This window comes from Hyphomicrobiales bacterium (assembly GCA_016125495.1).
In the GTDB taxonomy this organism is placed as follows: Bacteria; Pseudomonadota; Alphaproteobacteria; order Rhizobiales; family RI-29; genus RI-29.
On sequence record WGLQ01000003.1, the window covers coordinates 1 to 18,184 of the forward strand.

Sequence of the window (18,184 nt, forward strand, 5' to 3'; positions counted from 1 at the left end):
CCCCACCACACGGTCGCACCCGCTCGCACCCGCTCCTACCGCCGTCAGCCGCCCTCGCGCGCCGCACGCACCGCCTTCAGAACCCCGACGATGGCGCGGTCGCGCTCGGCGGCCATGTCCTTGAAATGGCGGTCGCCGGCAATCGCGTTGCAGCCATCGACCATGCGATTGCGCAATTCGGCGGTCAGCTCCGGCGCCTCGAGCCGGGTCCAGGGCAGTTTGAGCGCCGGCCCGAACTGGTCGAGGTTGGTGGCCATGCCGCCGGCCCCGCAGGCGACGTGAAAGGCCATGCACTGGCCCTGGATCGCCATGCGCGGGGCGGGCCCGTTCATCAGGGCGATGTCGATGTCTTCGGGTGTCGCCTCGCCGTTCGCCACCATGTGCAGCGCCTCGCGCCAGAGGGCCTCCTGGAGGCGCGTTGCAACGAAGCCGGGCACCTCCTTTTTCATCACCAGCGGCGCCTTGCCGGCATGGGCGTAAAAATCGCGGGCCCAGGCGACCGCCTCGGGCGCGGTTCGGGCGCCGCCGATGATCTCGACCAGCGGCAGGAGATAGGGCGGATTGAAGGGATGGCCGACGATGGTGCGCTCGGGCGTTTCGCAGCGGGCCTGAATGTCGGTCATCGGCAGACCGGAGGTGCTCGAGGAGATCACGACGCCAGCCGGAACGAGCCGGCCGAGCCGCTCATAGAGGTCCTGCTTGATGTCGAGGCGCTCGGGGGCGCTTTCCTGGACGAACTCGGCATCGCCGACCGCTTCGGCCAGATCGTCGGTCAGCCGCAGCCGCTCGCGCGAGGCGCCGGGCGCGAGGCCGAGCGCCGTCAGGCTGATCCAGGCGGTGTCGAGGACCTCCTCGAAGGCAGCGCGCTCGGCCATGGAGTGGAGATAGGCCGAGACATCGTAGCCCCTCGCAAGGAAGTGGGCCGCCCAGCCCGCCCCGATCGGGCCCGCGCCGATGCTCGCCACACGCCTTACGTCCCCGGGTGCCGGTCGCGCCATGCTGGTCCCTCCGCCCCTCGATGCCCCTCAACGACCCTTGAACCGAGGCTCGCGCCTCTCGACGAACGCACGCACGCCCTCCTGCGCGTCCTCGGACGCGAGCATTGCGCGATAGGTCTTCATCTCGTTGGTGCGCATGCGCGCGAAAGCCTGCTCGAGCGGAACGCACTCGATGCCGCGCAGCACTTCCTTGACGGCCTGCAACGCGAGGGGGGCGGCCTTGGCGAGGTGTGAAGCCCATTCGCGCGCGGCCGCCATCAGATCGGCATGCGGCACCACCTTGTTGACGAGGCCGTAGTGGGCGGCCTCGCTGGCCGGCATCCGCCTGCCGAGCAGGAACATCTCCATGGCGATGTTGTGCGGCACACGGCGGGGGAGGCGCTGGAGGGCACCGGCGTCGGGGACGATGCCGAGCGGCAGCTCGGGTAAAGCGAACTGGACATGCTCGGAGGCGATGACGAGGTCGCAGGCCAGCGCCAGCTCGAAACCGCCGCCGATGGCGAGCCCGTTGAGGGCGGCGATCACCGGCTTGTTGTTGTTCCAGTTCTCCGTCAGTCCGGCGAAGCCGCCATCGCCGTAGTCGCCGACCTCCCACCAGTTGTCGAGCTGCGTGCCGTCCGCCTCGAGTGATTTGAGATCCCATCCCGCCGAGAAAATGCGATCGCCGCGCGCGGTCAGGATCGCCACGCGCAGTTCTGGATCGTCGCGCAATTCGGCGAATGCGGCACCAAGCTCGCGGCTCATCTCGTGATCGATGGCGTTGACCTTGGGCTTGTCGAGCGTCACCTCGAGCACATGGCCATTGCGCCTCACCTCGACGTACTGGCCCATCGACACCCACTCCATGCGTTGCAGCCGGGCCGGCCGAAGCCCTTCGCATGGCGGTCGGCCGGCGCGACGATCCATCACCGTGGCCAACAGTCGGGCAACGGCGCCGACCGCATTGCGGAGAATTCGTCTCGATCTGTCATTTTTTGGAATGCGCCGGCGCTGGCTGCCCGGCGCCCCGGCGAGGGCCCACCACGGCCGTGGCACCCTGCGGGACCGCCGAGGAACCGGGAGACGTCGTCCGGGCGCGCTGGCGCCCGGACGGTTCTTCGTAGAGGGCCAGCCGATCAGCCGGCGGTGTATTCCTTCGACTTGAAGGAGAGGTGCGCGATCGCCGCCGGGGCGTCCGAAATCTTGCGGATGTTGCCCCAGGTCTGCTTGTAGTTCGGCAGGATCAGCTCGTTGACACCGGCGTTGATGACGTTGCCCTGCGTGCCGGTCGGCGCGCCGAACAGCATGAAGGTCTCGCCGCGCTTTGCGGTCGGCGTCGGGTAGGCCATGGCCTGCGTCGCACCGACGTCGTTGTAGACCTCGACGAGATCGCCCGCCTTCAGGCCGAGTTCCGCCATGTCGTCCGGATTGATCTCCAGGAACGGATAGGGATAGCGGTCGGAGACGAAGTCGTTGTCCTTGTCGAGGAACCAGTTCTGCCAGTTGATGTTTGAGCGGCCGTTGTTGATCAGGAAGCGGTGGCCCGCCTTCTGTGCCGCCTTGCCCGGCGCCTGCAGCCCGCGCCAGCCACCGCCGCAGAAGAGGGCCTTCTTGTCCTGGCGACCGTGACGCGTGAAGTTGCCGTCCGTGTAGAGCCGCTTGGTGCCGACCAGCTGGCCGTTCGCGAAACCGACGACCGGCTCCTGGACGCCATTGTTGCCCATGGCGCGCAGGCGCTCGTAGGTCACCTCCGGATTGCCCTTGTTGTAGCCGTCCATGAAGGCGTCTTCCTCGCTCGACCAGTCGTAGCCCTTGAACTGGTCGGCGTATTCGTTGCGCCCTTCCTCGCGCAGCACGCGCTCGAGGTGTTGGGCAAGACCGGCCGCGATGAGGCAATCCGGTTTCGCCGAGCCGGGACCGTCCATGTATTTCTCGACCAAGCGCATGCGCCGCTCGCCGTTCATGGAGGTCAGATTCATCTCCCCGGATTCGACCGCCGGGAGGATGACATGCGCGCCTTGACCGATCTGGGTGTGGATGATGTCGACGTTGACGGAGAACAACCCACCCGCTTCGATCGCACCGACGATCGCATCGACCAGTTCCTCGCGCGTCGCGCCGGCACGGGCGTCCATGGCCTCCTTGACCATGTTCGTGCGCCGGTTGTAGACGCGCTTGAACTCGACGGCGTTCAACGTCGTCTTGTAATGGTCGTTCGCCCAGATGTGGTGAACCTTGCCGCGCCCGGCGATGATGAGCTGGTCGAGGTAGGGAGCCGGGCGCCCGACATGGGCGTCGGAGGGACGAAAATACCCCTCCTGGTGACCGCCGAGGCGGCAGACGCCACCGCCCTCGCGACCGATGTTGCCGGTGGCGAGGCCGATGTTCACAAGCGCGCCGATCGTGCGGTAGTTGTCGTTGCCCCAGATGATGCCCTTTTCGTAGGCCGTGACGCACTTGCGGCGCCGGCCGTCGATCGGCTCGGCGATCCAGGCGGCCGCCTTCATGATGTCGGCCTCGGAAACGCCGCAGATCCCGGCCGCCTCGGCGAGCGACATGCGGCACTCGGCCTTGGCCATCTCGAAGGAGCCGAGTGGGGAGGGGAACTGTTCGTTCTGGGGTTGCGCGACATCCCCCTGGAAGGTGGATTTGGCGATGAAGTCGCTGTCGACCCAGCCCTTCTCGACGATGTGCGTGAAAATGGCGTTGAAGAGCGCGAGGTCGGTGCCCGAGGCGATCGCCAGGTGGAGGACGTTGTCCTTGCCCGCCTCGATCTCGGCGGCATTGACGGAGACGGTGCGGCGCGGGTCGACGAAGATGACCTTGGCGCCCTTGCGCATCCCGGGAACCATGTGGTTGAGGAACAAATTCGTCTGCGTTTCGAGCGGGTTCGCACCGACGATCATGATCGTATCGGTGAGACCGTAGTCCTCGTAGGCGTAGTTCAGCTCGTCGACGCCCATGTCGCGGCTCGAGTGAACCTCGGAGTTGTAGGCCGGGCGGTTGTGGATGCGGCAGTTCTTGACCTTCATGGATTGGAAATAGAGCTTGCCGGTGCCCCAGGTGTTCTCATAGCCGCCGGCCGAGCCGCCGTGGTCGAACATGGAGACGAAAAGGTCGTCCTCGTCGTCCTTGTCGATGACGCGGGCGGTGACGCGGGCAACGAGGTCGAGCGCGTCGTCCCAACTCGTCGGCTGCCACGTGCCATAGCGCCAGACCATCGGCTCGGCGAGGCGCTGCTGCTGCGTGCCGGTGATGTCGGAGCGCCGGTTCTCCGCCATGCGGGCGCCGCGCACGGAGCCGAGGCCGGAGTTCACGGTGCAGCCCTGATCCGGCTTGATGACGAGGTGGACGTCGCGGCCGTTCTGCTTGACGACGTTGTACATCGAGGGAGCGTACCAGGCGTCCGTCTCGGCGCCCTGCTGGCGCGAGAGATCGGCGCCGAGTGCGTTCTCACCGGGTGCCGTGCCGCCCTGCTTGTTCACCGGCCAAGTGTAGGCGTGATAGCCGCAGCCGACGATGCAGTAGTGGCAGGTGACGTTGTGCTTCTTGGCGTCCGCCGGAATGATGGGCAAACGGTCCACGTGTCGCTTATAAGCCATTTCATCCTCCCTCAGAGCACGTTCGACAGGCGACCGTAGAGCAGCTCATCGACGCCTTCGGCATAGATGTCGCCCTTGTCGTCCACGCGGAGCATGTATTGCGGGAGGTTCTGGGTTGCCTGTCCCCAAACCTGCATGCCGCCGGCCTCGCAATCGAAGACCGAGTAATGGCCGGGGCAGTTGAGCGTGCGGCGCTCGGCGTTGTAGCTCAGCGGAAAGCCCTTGTGCGGGCAAACGGTGGAAAATCCGACGATGTCACCGTCGGGGCCGACACCACCCTCGATCCGCTTTCCGAGCTTCATCACGACGCCCGGCGCATCGGCATCGGGATAGGCGACTTCGAGCGGCTCGTCGGCCTTGAGGTCGGCCAAATTGGCGAGCCTCGTGACCGGATACTCGACGAGCGCGCTCGCCACCTTCGCCTCGGCCCGCGCCGGCAGCATGGTGGCAGCCGCGGCGCCCGCCGTCGCGAGTGCGCCGCCTCTCAGGAACTGGCGCCGGCCGAGATCGACCAGCTTGTTGCAACCCTTCATGGATGTCTCCTCCAGATCGGCCCGTTGGTTCGGGTCGAGCGGAGAAGAGCAACCGGCGTGCCAAGGTTAACATCCCCCTATGCGTCTGATTTCACGTATTTTTATTTTCCGGAAGGGTCGACGACGTTCGATTTTCCGGACATTCGCGGCAGGGGGTGTCCGGAAATCCGAACGGGCGGGCGGCTCGAATTTCAATCGCTGGACGAGATGGCGAGCCGCTTCATCTTCTCCCAAAGCGTGGTGCGCGAGACGCCCAACAGCTCGGCCGCGTCGGTGGCATTGCCAGCGGTCGCGGCAAGGGCCCGCTCGATCTGACGCCGCTCGGCCCGGGCACGCACCTCGGCGAGGGTCAAGAACTGCTCGCCGGACGCACCCTGAGCATTCGCGGACCCGTCGGGAAAGAGATCGGCGGGCATGATCCATTCACCAGCCGCAAGGGCCACCGCACGCTCGACCCGATTGCGAAGCTCGCGCACGTTGCCCGGCCAATCGTGTTCGTGAGCCATCTCGAGTGCCGTCGAGGTGAACCCGCGCAGGCGCGACTGATAGTGCTCGTTGAAGGCCTCGAAGAAGTGGCGGAGCAGGCCCTCGATATCTTCCCTGCGCTCGGCGAGCGGGGGGATGCGAACCTCGATCGTGTTGATGCGGTGATAGAGGTCGGGGCGGAAGGCGCCGGTCACCACGGCCTCGGCGAGGTCGCTGTTGGAGGCGCAGACGAGCCGAGCATCGAAGCGCAGAGGCCGTTCCCCACCGACCCGCGTGAACGAGCGCACTTCGACGAGGCGCAGCAGCTTTGCCTGAAGCGCAAGCGGCATCTCGCCGATCTCATCGAGGAAAAGAATTCCGGAACCGGCGCGCTCGGCGTAACCCTTGTGGGAGGCGTGGGCGCCAGTGAAGGCACCGCGCTCGTGGCCGAAAATCTCGCTCTCCATGAGATCGGCGGGCAGCGCCGCGCAATTGACGGCAACGAAGGGCTGGTCGGCGCGCACGCTGGCCGAGTGCAGGAACGCGGCCGCGACCTCCTTGCCGCTTCCTGTCGGGCCGCAAAGGAGCACCGCGCTCGGCAGATCGGCGACCCGCAGCAAGAGCGCCTCGACCTGGCGCATCGCCGGCGATGCGCCCATGGTGCCGGCGCCGGGCGTAGCGGCGCAGGCCGGCGCGAGCGCATTTACGCGATCCAGGAGGTTTTCCATGTCGAAGGGCTTGGTGATGTAGTCGCTCGCGCCGGCCCGCAGGAGACCGACCGCCTCGTCGATCGTGCCGTATGCGGTCATGAACAGGAAGGGCGGCACGGCCTGACGAGAGGATATCTCGCAGTAGAGGTCGGCGCCCGAGCCGTCTGGAAGCCGGATGTCGCAGATGACGATGTCGGGGCAATTGGCCGCGAGCCCGCGGCGGGCCTCGCTGCCGTCGCGCCACCACTTCACGCGGGCACCCTCGAGGCGCAGCGCCTGCCAGAGGCTCTCGCCCATGATCGGGTCGTCCTCGATGAGCGCGATCGAGCGTCCCTCAAGCAACATCCGAAAACTCCTGCTCGACCTTGCTGCCCAGGGCCGAGGCGCCCTGCGGGAACCACATCGTGATCATCGAGCCGCCGGCCGGACGTGCCTCGACCTCGATCCGTCCGCGCGCCTCGAACAAGAGCCGCTTGACGATCCAGAGTCCGAGGCCGCCCTCCTGGTCGACCGGCAGCCCGGCGCGCGCGCGGTCCTCGAGGAAGGCGCACAAGGGGGCGGGCATGCCGGGTCCCTGGTCGCTCACGCGCACAACCAGCATGCCATCCCGGCGCTCGGCGGAAAAGCCGATGGTTGCTCCCTTCGGCGAGGCCGCGCAGGCGTTCAACAACAGGTTGAGGGTGGCGTCGCGCACGGCATGGGCTGGAACGCGGAGCCTCTCGTCCAGGCCGTTGTGCCAGTCGAGCTGCAGGCCACGGCGGCGCAACTCCGGGCGTATGAGAACGGCGATATCGTCGAGATGCGCCGGGCTGAGGGCCTGCTGGTCGTGCCCGGCACGGTAGGTCGCGAGTGTCGAGCGCACGACATTGCGGATGCCGAGAAGGCCCCGCTCGATGAGGCTCGCCGAACCGACACGCACGTCCGCCCGCTCGCCGTGACGTTTCAGGGTCTGCAGGGCGTTGAGCATACCGCCGAGCGGGTTGTTGATCTCGTGGGCCATGCCGGAGGCCAGGCGACCAAGGGCGGCGAGGCGCTCCTCCTCGGCAAGGCGGCTCAACAGCTTCTCGCGTTCGGCGACGCTGTCGACCAGCGAGTTGTAGTTGCGGAACAGGCGGCCGAATTCGCTCCTGGGCTGGCCGAGCTGATGCTCGGGAATCGGCGTGACCCGCCCCGAAACACCTGTATTCATGTGCTCGGCGAGAACGTCGATCGGGCGCAGCATGCGGCGCACCGCGGCATAGCCGACGATCGCGAGGAGGAGTGTCAGGAGGGCATTGGTGACGAGGAGAGTCTTCAGCACGTCCCAGCGCTCCTCGATCAGCGCGGCGATGCCGACCTCGGCGTAGATCGTCCCGACGACCCGGTTCTGGTAGACGAGGTCACGGCTCAGACCGAAGCGGCCGTCATCCTCGTCCATGCTGGCGGCGACCTCTGGCGACGAGCGCGCACGGATCGTCTCCGCCAGGGGCGACTGCAGCGGGAACTCGCGCGGCAGGCTCGAGGCGAGCACCAGCCCGTCCGGTCCGGTAACCGTGGTCCAGGCGATGTCGAGGCCCTCGTAGCGCTGGCCCGCGCGCTCGAGGACGTCATAGACCTCCCAGACGTCCTCGCGCAGCACGTGCGGCAGCACGGCCGATGAGAGGCCGTCCAGATAGGCGCCGGACAGCTCCGACAGATGGCGCTTCTGGGTCTCGACAAGGCGAACGAGCACGCGGTCGCTGACGAGCACGCTGACGCTCAGCATGAGCAGCACGACGACCGCCGGAACACGGTAGGCGAGCGGCCAGCCGAGCGGGTTGAGACCGGTCAGCATGCGCAGGAGCCACGGCATCATCCCGCCCTCCGCACCTGTTCGAGCTTTGCCGCGATGCCGTCGAAGAGGCTCGGCGTTGCGGGCGCAAAGCCGTCGAGCCGCAGCAGACGAAGCACCTCGGCCCCGACCGGGTCGTTACTCATGTCGAGCAGTGCCTCGCGCAGGGCAATCGTCGCGCGAGCCTCGCGAAGGCGCGCCATGCAGGCGATCGGCGGAAAGCCCAGCCAGTCGGAGCGCAGCAGAACGCGCGTGCGCCCCGCCAATTCGGGCTCGAGTTCGGCGATGACCTCCCAAACGTAGCCGTCGACGCTGCCGCTCTCGGCGAGCCCGGAAGCAACGGCGCGCACGACATTGCGATGCCCATAGGTGAAGAACGTGCGGCGAAAGAACTCCTCGGGGCGCTGGGCCCGCTCGGCCAGCGCTGCCATGGTCACCAGATAGCCGGAGTTGCTGTTGGGGTCCGAGAAGGCATGGATGTCACCCGTCAGGTCCTCGAGCCGGTCTGCCGGGCGTTCGGCGCCGACGATGACGTAGGACTGATAGAGCGGGCGCCCACGCCAGAGCGGGACGGCAACGACGGAGAGCTGTTCGCGATAGGTGACGTAGGGGTAGCCACAAATCCAGGCTGCCGTGAGCTGCCCCGAGACGAGCAGGGAGGTGATCTCCTCGTAGGTGCGGCGCTGGACGAGCATGACCTCGCTCCCCAGCCGGCGCGCCAGATACTCCTTGAGGCGCGAGAGCAGTTCGAGATCGTTGTTCAGGAAGACCGGGGTCAGCCCGAAGCGGACCACATCAAGGCCCGCGACTGCGCGCCGAGGCGAGCCGCTCGACATCACTGCCGCCACCGCCCCTGCGACGAACAACCGCCGACTTGGCTGATTGCCAATACCCACGACGATCCTCCCATGGCGCCGCCCAACATTGCCGGTGGCGTCCCGTTGGCGGCGAGCTTACCACCGCAGGGCCGAGCAGCAAGGCGATCCGTCGGCGCCGGGCTGGCCGTGACCGGCTCGACCTGCAGACGTGGTGACACCGATGCCTTGGCCTCATGGGGAGTTCAACACCCGCATCACGAGACCGCGAGCCGCGCGATGTGGCTGCCCTTGCGGACTGGCATCATCGTCTTTGCCGGATTATTCTGGCGTCTCCATTCTGCCGCCAAAGCGAATTGGGGAACCATGCCGGTGGAAATCGCGGGATATGGCAGGACATTCGTTGCCGGGCTCGTCCTGACGGTGCTCTGCGGCACGGGCGCCGCCGCGCAGTCGAAGAGTGTCGAGCGGGCCAACGCGCCGCAATGGACACTGCACGGCCTCGTCGAGGACGCCAACCGGCCCGGCCTCTGCCCAACGGCCTACGCAGCCAACTCCATAACCTCCATTATCCTCCACGCCCTGGAAGCCCAGCAGGCCGGCGACAAATCCCGCATGGAGCGCCTGCTTGGCATCGCGGCGCAATATCAGCGTGAAATCTGCCGAACGCCGGCCCCGGACGACGTCATCTTCGTACGCTGCCGGATCGACGACGTGGAGGCCTTCGGCACACGAGTCACCATCGCCAAGCTCAGCGCGATCATCAAGAGTGAGATCACCAAGGGCGAACGCGCCTTCTATGCCTGGACCTACGCGGACATCCGCGAAGCTCCCAAAGGAGACAAACGGGCGCAGGAACAGCACCGGCGCTGGTGCACGGACCAGGGCCAGCAGGCGAACAACGGCGAGCAGGAAGGAGGCCCGGTCAAACCCGACAAAGGAGGTGGCGAAGGCGCGGATTCGGCCGTTGTGCTCACGAGCGATCTGCTCTTGCGCCTGCAGCAGCGGCTCTACGATTTCGGCTATTCGATCAGTGTTTTCGACGGCACCCTGCAGCAGGAACTGGTGCAGGCGGTCGCGGCCTTCCAGCGCAATGCCGGTCTCGAGGCCACGGGCCAGATCACACGCCGGACCGTCGAACTGATCGATAGCACTCCGACGCCCGGTCCCTGGGTCGCGATCGCCTTCCTCGGCAATGGCCGCTATGGGACGTCGAGCGGACAGCTGACGAGGCGCGCCGCAGAGCAGGCAGCCCTGCAGCAACTGCGACGTCGCAATCGCTCGGGCGATCCGCGCATCTCATCGGCCTCGGGGCCCGCGTGCCTGTCGCTCGCGACGACGAACTACACCAGCGGCTCGCGGCGGAACCGCGTGAACCACACCCAAGCCTTCACCAACGGAGCACGCGACAAGGCGGGCGCGATCGATGCGGTGCTCGCCTACTGCAATCGTGAGAAGGGCGGCGGCACGTGCCGCGTGCGCCATACCGAGTGCATCGGCACCAGCGCCGCACCCTCCGGCGATGGTCAGGGGCGCCATCTGCCGGGCGATCAGACGGCGGGCTCGTCGGGCGGAGGTTCGGGTCGGCATCTGCCGGGCGACCAGTCGCTCGGCTCGCAGGGGCCCGTCGAGGTGCTGCCGAAGAAGCCCTAGGTGCAATCGAAGTTCGACCTAGTGCAGCGCTTCCAACGTTTGGTTCGGAACCTTGCCGCGAGCGGGTACCAAATGTTGGATGCATAGGCTGCACAAGAATTACAAACTTGCTGGTGTTCCTCTTGGCGCCGACACTTGAGCAATCGAGTGCCGCAAAGGGTATCAAGTGTCGGAGCCGGAACACTAGTTCGCGCCTGGCCGCGTGCCGCCGGGCAACGGCGCGTTGGGCAGGCTCGGCAGACGATCCAGCCCCGCCATGAAGCGAGGACCGAAAATGCCGTCGAGCTGCCCCTCGTAGAGCCCTGCCTCGCGCATCAGGCGCTGCAATTCGATCCGGAACTCGAGCGTCCAGCCCTTCCAGGCACCGCGCATCTGACGCACGGTGTAATCGTGGCCGAGCCGCAGGGCGGCGTAGATCCAGCGCGCAGCCTGCACGGGATTGGCCGGCAGGCCGTCGCCCGAGTCGTAGGCCGCGGCGGTGTTGAACATCGCGAATTTGTCCCCCTGGTGGGAGGCCGACAGGTGCAATCGCACGGCACGCTCGTGGTCGCGCGCAACGCCGAGTCCACGCTCCATCATGTAGCCGTAGTTGGTGAAGGCGGCGAGATAGCCCTGGCGCACCAATGGCTCGTAGAGCCGGGCCGCCTCGCCATAACGTTCCGCCTTCTGGTAGGACCGCGCGAGCTGATACATGAAGCGCGGCGTGCCGGGGTAGGCAGCGAGCGCCTTCTCGCAGACGGCGATCCCGGCGGTGCCGTCCAGCACACGGAATTCGTTGCCCGGCACCACGCGCTCGCGGTCGTTGTCACTGCCGGCGACGATGTCGCAGGCATCGACCGGGGGACGACCGCTCGTCGAGGGGCCGTCCGTCCTGGTGCCCGTTGCGCCACCCCCGGGCGGCAGGAAGAGGCTGAGGTCGCCTTGCGCCGGCTTCTCGACGACGGCCGGCGGACCATCCTCGCGCACTGGACCAGGCGCCTGACGGTCGCCATCACCCGATGTCGAGCGGGCGAGTTCGAGGGTGCCGACAAGGGAAGAATTGTCCCAGGGGATCTGCTGCTCTGCGGTCGCTGCGATGACATCACGGCGAACGAGGCGGAGCATGGCCTGGACGTCGGTGTCCGGCGTCGCGATGTGGCGCAGAAGGGCGCCGGTGAACGGACTGTTTCGACCTTCACCGTCGAAGGCGACGTTGCCCGGCTGCGTCGCGTAGGCGAGCAAGGAACCATAACCGACATCGATGGCCGCCAGACCCGCGCCGACCGCGTCCCGCCGCTCGCCGAGGGCCTCGGCGAGCGCCTCGCCGAGGGGGTTGTTGCGGCAGGCGTCGAGGAAAACGACGGTCGTCAGGCGGTGCGCGTAGAGAAGCTGGACGACCTCGTCGAGCGGCACCAGTTCGAACGGCAGATCGGCCTCGTCGGCGAGGCGGGCATCGACCGGAAGGATGAAATTGCGGCCGTTCACCTGGAGCCCGTGGCCGGCGTAATAGACGACCGCCGTGCTCGCCACCTCGAGGCGTTCGGCGAAGGCCTCGAGGCGGCTCGCGAGATCGCCGCGAGCGAGATCGAGACCGAGGTGGACCTCGAACCCCATCGCATCGAGGGCGGCTGCAACGTCGCTCGCGTCGTGGACCGGATTGGGCAGCGGGTCCGCGTTCTCATAGGCGGCATTGCCGATCACCAGGGCGATGCGCAGATCACCCGCCCGCACCGGCGACGCGGCGAGAAGCGCTGCGACCGCTCCGAGCAAGACGAAGCGCAATACGGAGGTCATCGGCATCTCTCGAGTTCCGAGGTCTGCATCGTCGCGGATGGCGAAAGTCTCCCGCCAGCGGCAAGGATAAGCGCGACGGCCGGCCGGGACAACCGGTGGAGCGCTGACCAAGTGGGTGGCAGACCTCGGCCCGGCGCCCGTTCCGGGGCCGCTGCCCGCCTCAGAACTGGAAGTAGATGAAGGGTGCGACCCCCTCGGGGCCGATGACCTCGATCAGCCAGATGCCGATACCGGCGACCAGCCCGAGCCCGATGAAGCCGAGCCGCGAGAGCAGCAACGACATCCGCTCGACGATCGAGGCTGGCAGGAACTGGCAGACGAGCGCGCCTGCCACCAGTGTGACGACGAACGGCGTCGCCAGCTCGATCGGCGCGTCGAGCCGCTGGAGGCCTTCGAGGTAGGCGGTCGCCGTCGCGAAATCGGGTGAGCGAAAGAAAACCCAGGCAAAGCACACGATGTGGAACGTGACGAGGATGCCGACGAGGCGGGAGAGGGGCGAGGCGGGCGGCTCGCCAGCGTGCGCCGTCGTGCCCGCATCGGCGACGGAAAGCACCGGTGCGGGGCGCGACACCATGGCGCGCAGCATGCGCTCGAAGGCGAGCGCGCCGCCGTGGATGAGGCCCCAGACGACGAAGGTCCAGTTGGCGCCGTGCCACAGGCCGCCGAGCAGCATGGTGAGGAAGAGGTTGCGGTAAGTGGCGAACGCACCATGGCGGCTGCCGCCGAGTGGCTTGTAGAGATAGTCGCGGAGCCATTCCGAAAGCGAGATGTGCCAGCGCCGCCAGAACTCCTGGAGCGAGGCCGCACGATAAGGCTGGTTGAAGTTGGCGTGGAAGTGGTAGCCGAGGAGCGCCGCCGTGCCGATGCCGATCTCGCTGTAGCCGGAAAAATCGCAGTAGATCTGCACCGCGTAAGCATAGACGCCGAGCGCGAGATCGATGCCACCGCGCGCCGACGGGTCGAAGAACGCCTCGTCCACGATCTCGCTCGCCAGATAGTTGGCGACCACCATTTTCTTGAAGAGACCGGAAAGCACGAGGACGAGACCGAAGGCGAGGCGCTCGCGGCTGAGGCGGGCGGGGCGCTCGAGCTGCGGCAGGAAATGCGCCGCGCGCACGATCGGGCCGGCGACCAGCTGGGGAAAGAACGAGATGTAGAGGAAGAGATCGAGGGGGGAGCGCACGGCTTTGACATCGCGGCGCGCGACGTCGACGACGTACGAGATGCCCTGGAACGTGAAAAAGGAGATGCCGACGGGCAGCACGATCTCGAGCATCGGCAGATCGCGCTCGAGGCCGAAGTGGGTGAGAGCGCGCCCGAGGCTCTCCATGAAGAAGCCGTAGTACTTGAAGAAGCCGAGGATCGCGAGGTTGAGGACGACGGCGAAACCGACCACCCAGGAGCGCGCCCGCTCGGAGGCGGTACGCACGAGGATGGCACCGGCCGTGTAGTTGATGAGCGAGCTGGCCGCGAGCAGCCCCAGGAAGCGCCAGTCCCACCATGCATAGAAGACATAGCTCGCCGCCAACAGGACGAGCTTGCGCAGCGAGGCCCGTTCCATGAGCGCCCAGCTCGCCGAGAAGACGAGCACGAAGAAGAGAGCAAAATCGAGGGTCGGGAATAGCATTGCCGCGTCGGTGCCTCGGCGTCGATCGTGTGGGAGGGCACTGAGGTTGCCGGCCCGGTCGGCGAAATCCGCAGGCGGGCCGGTCGCGGGTCCCGGCGCCCCCCGGTGGGGACTCGCTCGAGCCTTGCTAGCAGATGTCGCCGGTCGAGTCGCCCGGTCAGGCTGGCCATTGGATGGCCGACACGATCCGCGGGCGCGGCTGTGGGCGAAACGACTGGACGTGCGTTGCCCGGCGCGCCGGCCGCATGCTAACAACCCCGAGCCTGAAGGTCGCCTCGGGCACGGGCTCTCATGCACCGGCCGGCGCGCGCCGCCCTGCGGTTGGTGTGTTCCGCACCTTCGGGACGAGGCTGTAGCTCAGCGGTAGAGCAGCCGGCAATGGCCGGCAGGGCGGGGGTTCGAGTCCCTTCAGCTTCTCCAAAACGACTAGCTCAGAGGGTAGAGCAAAGGATCGTCACTCCTTTTGTCGCGGGTTCGACTCCCGCGTCGTTTGCCTGTGCTTTAAAACGCACACTTGGCTGGTAACCAAGCTCCAAAATGAGGGAGCCGGCAGCCGAACCGGCCTTCGTTGTGGTCGAGGCGAAAGCCGAGGCGGCACGCGGGCGAGCATCGCGGCGCCCTGTGCGCCCGGCGGATACCGCCGGCCGGCAAGGTCCGAGCGCGGGACACCGGCGCCTGCCGTCCCTCGGGGCGACAGGCGGCCGCAATCCCGAGGCGAGGACGGCGCCAGCCGGCTCAAGCCGGCGCCCGTGTCCGGGATGTGGTGAGGCGGCCGGCGACCTTGGAAGCCACGATCGGACCCGACGAACCACGAACCACACGCGGCCGGGATGGGCCGCACCTTCGCGATGGCTGCACACACTCGGAGATCGCGCAATGCGTCAATTCGGATTTTTCAGCGTCACCGTACGTGACGACGAGCGCGCGTTCCTGACCCATGACGGTCGCTTCGTGCGGCTGCTCGAGCCCGGGCGCACGCGCCTCTTCGATCCGGCCGGGCGCTACGATGCCCGGGTGGTCAAAGTGGTGCGCACGGACGTGCCGGTCGACACCGCGCTCCTATTCGAGAAGGCGCACCCAAAGGTCGCGGAAGATAATTTCGAGATCGTTCAAACCGGCCCCGGTGAGGTCGCCATCGTCGCGCTCGACGGCCAGCCGACCCATCTGCTGCCGCCGATGACGACGAGGGCCTACTGGCGCACCATCACGCTGGTCGAAGTCGAACTCATCGATGCCGCAGGGACGCTGCAGGTCGATCCGAAGCACCTCAAGCGCATGGACCTCAAGAGCAGTTCGGTGGTCGTGCACGAAATCATCAACGCGCACGAGATCGGATTGCTCTTCGTCGACGGTGAACTCATCGACGAATTGGCCCCAGGCCGGCACGCGTTCTGGGCGGTCGGGCGCACGATCCGGATCGCCAAACTCGACATGCGCCCGCAGCCGATCGAAGTGACGGCGCAGGAAATCCTGACGAAGGATCGCGTCGGCATCCGCGTGACGCTGACGGCCTTCTACCGCATCACCGATCCCCGGCGCGCGGTCAACGAGGTCAACGACCTCTCCGGAACGCTCTACCGGCTCGTCCAGTTCGCGATCCGTGAGGCGGTCGCAACGCGCACGCTCGATGAAATCCTCGCCGCCCGCGACCAGATCGACGGCCAGGTACGCGAATTCGTCACACAGCGCTCCAAGGCGCTCGGCATCGAGGTGGGCGAAATCGGCATCAAGGACGTGATCCTGCCGGGAGACGTGCGCGAACTCCTCAACAAGGTGGTGGAGGCCGAGCGCACGGCGAAGGCCAACCTCATCCGGCGCCAGGAGGAGACGGCGGCGACGCGATCGCTGCTCAACACCTCCAAGCTGATGGAGGACAATCCGCTGCTGCTGCGTCTGAAGGAACTCGAAGCACTCGAGAAGCTCGTCGAAAAAGTCGGGCGGATCGATCTGCACGCCGGCGGGGGCAAGGGTCTCGAGGCGCTGTTGTCCGGGCTCTATTCACTGCGTCAGCCAGGCAAGGACGAAAACGGCTAGACGGAGCGGGCCGGCCGACCGCCGGCTGCCATTTCCGGAGCCCCTAGGCAGGCAGCACGAGGGCGGCCGCGATCCTCGAACCGCGACCGCCCCGACGCCTCACCTGCCCTGCGGCCCGATGGTCCGCCCGCCCGCCCCGGAACGCGGGACAAGGAGCGGCGGGGGGACCTCATCGATCATTCGGGACTGTGCCGCAGGGCGTGCGAGCCGAGGGTTACTCGCCCTCTTTCTCGCACTTCTGCGTCTCCTCGTTCCACTTCTCGCCGTCGACGCAATCCTCCTGGGCGAAAACCGTCAGGGAACGCTCGCCGACGGGGGCAAACGCCACCGCGACGTTGGCTGCGCCGCCAGCGATGCCGAGGAGGACGAGGAGGGTCGCAAACTTGCTCATGATCTTCTTCCTTTTCTCGTGATCCGTGACGCGCCGGCTTTCGGACGGCCCGCTGCGCCACACCAGGAAAATGATTGCGAATCAAGGCGATTTGCCGCCGCGTCAAGGGCATCGGGGTGTCCATTTCACCCCGCGCGCTCACGTTCGGGAGAGATGCGGAAATATCAATGAACCCGGAATAAAATTATGCTTTCGGCTCAGAAAATGCCGTTGCATGCGCCACGTGGAACCTGCGGCCGGCAGACACCACACAGCGCCCGTGGCGCCAGACACGAGACGGTCCAAGCGACAAAATCATCGACCGCAGCAAACGCGGGCAGGCCGCTTCGATCGCGGGCCGGGCACGACACGCCAACGGGACACGACGCACCACCGACGACGCTCTAGCGACCGCTGGCCCCGGCCCAACAGGCGTTGAGGTGCTGGCAGCGATCGGGACCGGCGAAATGGAAGCGACCCGCCGGCGTGTTCCACAGCGACTTGCAAATCTGATCGACGCTCCTCTTGGAGAACAGCCCGCGATAGCGCCCGCGCTGGATGGCCCAGCAGTCGGCCGCGGTCTCGTCGACGATGGTCATATGCGCGCACTCGTGCAGGAAGACGAATTGCTGGAAGGCGGCCGGATAGCGGCCCAGCAGCCGCATGTTGATGTAGAGTTCACGCAGCGAGGGGCGGGCGCGCCCGAGCGCGGGCATCTGGTTGTCGACGACGATCTTGCCGAGACCGCAGGTCATGCGACGGCCACCGACGGAGAGCGAAGTCGCAGCCTCGGCGCGCTCGGCCGGGAAAAGCTGCGGGAGCAATGGCGGACCGGCCAGCAGCAGCAGGCCGGCGACCGCCAGGGCCGCAAGCTTTTCAACCCAGAACGGCCCGCGCCGCGCATCCCTTCCCATTGCCATGCCCGCCTCATACTTGACACCCAACCATTCCCGGCAGGCAGGCCGCCTTGCCGAGCGTCGTTGCGCTGGGTTACCGCGCCCAGCTTCGCCAGCCTTCCCGACGAAATGCAAGAGGGTGAGCGAAAGAGCACAAACGACCGGCTCCACCGCTGCCAACCCGAGCCCCAGCTGCCGGATCACGCGGCGCTGCCAGCGCGCCTCTCGATCTCGTCGAGCGCCTCGAGCACGGCATCGAAGACCAGGAGCGTCGAGGTGTGGCGGGCTTTGAAATGGCGGACGGGACGCAGCAGGGCGAGATCGGCCCAGCGCCCGGTCGGCGGCTCGCCATCCTCCTTCAGCATCGCCCGCATCTGGCGCGCCACGTCGCGAAGCTCTTGCGGCGTCGAACCTTTCGCCTCTCTGGCGACAACCGCTGCCGAGGTCTGGCCGAGCAGACATGCCTTGACGGTGTGACCATAGGCGCTCACCAGGCCGTCCCTGACCTCGAGATCCACGGTGATCGTCGAGCCGCAGAGCTTGGAATGGGCGGTCGCGCTCGCGTCGGGATCGGGGAGCCGTTCGGCCGGTGGCATGTTGGCTGCCAGCGTCAGGATCTCGTCGGAATAGATGTCGTCGAGTTCGCTCATGCGTCATCCCACGTCATGGCAGATGGCCGGGCCAGTCGCTTGCGGGAGCATGGCGGAGGCCATATGTTGCTGGCCACGCGCGGCGGCCGGGCTGGCGATCAACTTACACTTGAAATCGTCATAACGTGTCACCCATACGAGTAACAAGCGAACTTGGCGCAAGGGCCGATCCGATGCCAGCAGGATTCGGCGCAGTCGAGCCGCCGAGCGACCTGGGGCGTAAGGTCGCGGGCGACGACCCCCGGCACGCCATCCTCGAAAGGGACTGA

The 18,184-nt window shown here is 66.9% G+C and carries 13 protein-coding genes and 2 tRNA genes; 4 read left to right on the forward strand and 11 right to left on the reverse strand.

Annotated elements, in window-relative coordinates; all coding sequences use genetic code 11:
- Positions 1 to 44 precede the first annotated feature (44 nt).
- The 7 genes from GC150_02290 to GC150_02320 all read right to left on the reverse strand — a co-directional run bounded on the left by GC150_02290 (position 45) and on the right by GC150_02320 (position 8,933).
- Positions 45 to 998, reverse strand: coding sequence for a 3-hydroxybutyryl-CoA dehydrogenase (locus GC150_02290; GenBank protein MBI1383728.1), 954 nt, complete (start codon positions 996 to 998; stop codon positions 45 to 47).
- Positions 999 to 1,025: 27 nt separating this feature from the next.
- A complete protein-coding gene (caiD, locus tag GC150_02295; protein MBI1383729.1) occupies positions 1,026 to 1,829 on the reverse strand; it encodes a crotonobetainyl-CoA hydratase in 804 nt (267 codons plus the stop codon).
- Between the two features lie 284 nt (positions 1,830 to 2,113).
- Positions 2,114 to 4,579, reverse strand: coding sequence for an arsenate reductase (azurin) large subunit (locus tag GC150_02300; GenBank protein MBI1383730.1), 2,466 nt, complete (start codon positions 4,577 to 4,579; stop codon positions 2,114 to 2,116).
- An 11-nt stretch (positions 4,580 to 4,590) separates the two neighbouring features.
- Entirely contained in the window at positions 4,591 to 5,112 is a 522-nt protein-coding gene (locus GC150_02305) for an arsenate reductase (azurin) small subunit (GenBank protein MBI1383731.1), read from the reverse strand.
- A 191-nt stretch (positions 5,113 to 5,303) separates the two neighbouring features.
- Positions 5,304 to 6,632, reverse strand: coding sequence for a response regulator (locus tag GC150_02310; protein MBI1383732.1), 1,329 nt, complete (start codon positions 6,630 to 6,632; stop codon positions 5,304 to 5,306).
- The gene (locus tag GC150_02315) at positions 6,622 to 8,121 is read right to left on the reverse strand and encodes a HAMP domain-containing protein (GenBank protein MBI1383733.1); all 1,500 of its coding nucleotides are present in this window, start codon (positions 8,119 to 8,121) and stop codon (positions 6,622 to 6,624) included. The genes GC150_02310 and GC150_02315 overlap by 11 nt, the downstream gene beginning before the upstream one ends.
- A complete protein-coding gene (locus GC150_02320) occupies positions 8,118 to 8,933 on the reverse strand; it encodes a PhnD/SsuA/transferrin family substrate-binding protein (protein MBI1383734.1) in 816 nt (271 codons plus the stop codon). The genes GC150_02315 and GC150_02320 overlap by 4 nt, the downstream gene beginning before the upstream one ends.
- A 72-nt stretch (positions 8,934 to 9,005) precedes the next feature.
- Here GC150_02320 and GC150_02325 point away from each other — a divergent pair, with 72 nt between their 5' ends.
- Positions 9,006 to 10,565, forward strand: a complete 1,560-nt coding sequence (locus tag GC150_02325; protein MBI1383735.1) for a DUF4189 domain-containing protein — start codon at positions 9,006 to 9,008, stop codon at positions 10,563 to 10,565.
- Between the two features lie 183 nt (positions 10,566 to 10,748).
- Here the strand turns inward: GC150_02325 and GC150_02330 are convergent, their stop codons facing one another.
- Positions 10,749 to 12,344, reverse strand: coding sequence for a hypothetical protein (locus tag GC150_02330; protein MBI1383736.1), 1,596 nt, complete (start codon positions 12,342 to 12,344; stop codon positions 10,749 to 10,751).
- A 154-nt stretch (positions 12,345 to 12,498) separates the two neighbouring features.
- Positions 12,499 to 13,965: an MBOAT family protein gene (locus GC150_02335; GenBank protein ID MBI1383737.1), complete on the reverse strand. Its 1,467-nt coding sequence runs from the start codon at positions 13,963 to 13,965 to the stop codon at positions 12,499 to 12,501.
- A 346-nt stretch (positions 13,966 to 14,311) separates the two neighbouring features.
- Here GC150_02335 and GC150_02340 point away from each other — a divergent pair.
- From GC150_02340 to GC150_02350, 3 genes are all read left to right on the forward strand, one after another.
- A tRNA-Leu gene (locus GC150_02340) sits at positions 14,312 to 14,385 on the forward strand.
- A tRNA-Asp gene (locus GC150_02345) sits at positions 14,386 to 14,458 on the forward strand.
- Between the two features lie 383 nt (positions 14,459 to 14,841).
- Positions 14,842 to 15,999, forward strand: a complete 1,158-nt coding sequence (locus GC150_02350; protein MBI1383738.1) for a slipin family protein — start codon at positions 14,842 to 14,844, stop codon at positions 15,997 to 15,999.
- A 774-nt stretch (positions 16,000 to 16,773) separates the two neighbouring features.
- Here GC150_02350 and GC150_02355 read toward each other — a convergent pair.
- Both GC150_02355 and GC150_02360 read right to left on the reverse strand, forming a co-directional pair.
- The gene (locus GC150_02355) at positions 16,774 to 17,289 is read right to left on the reverse strand and encodes a hypothetical protein (protein MBI1383739.1); all 516 of its coding nucleotides are present in this window, start codon (positions 17,287 to 17,289) and stop codon (positions 16,774 to 16,776) included.
- A 176-nt stretch (positions 17,290 to 17,465) separates the two neighbouring features.
- A complete protein-coding gene (locus tag GC150_02360; GenBank protein ID MBI1383740.1) occupies positions 17,466 to 17,915 on the reverse strand; it encodes an iron-sulfur cluster assembly scaffold protein in 450 nt (149 codons plus the stop codon).
- Positions 17,916 to 18,184 lie beyond the last annotated feature (269 nt).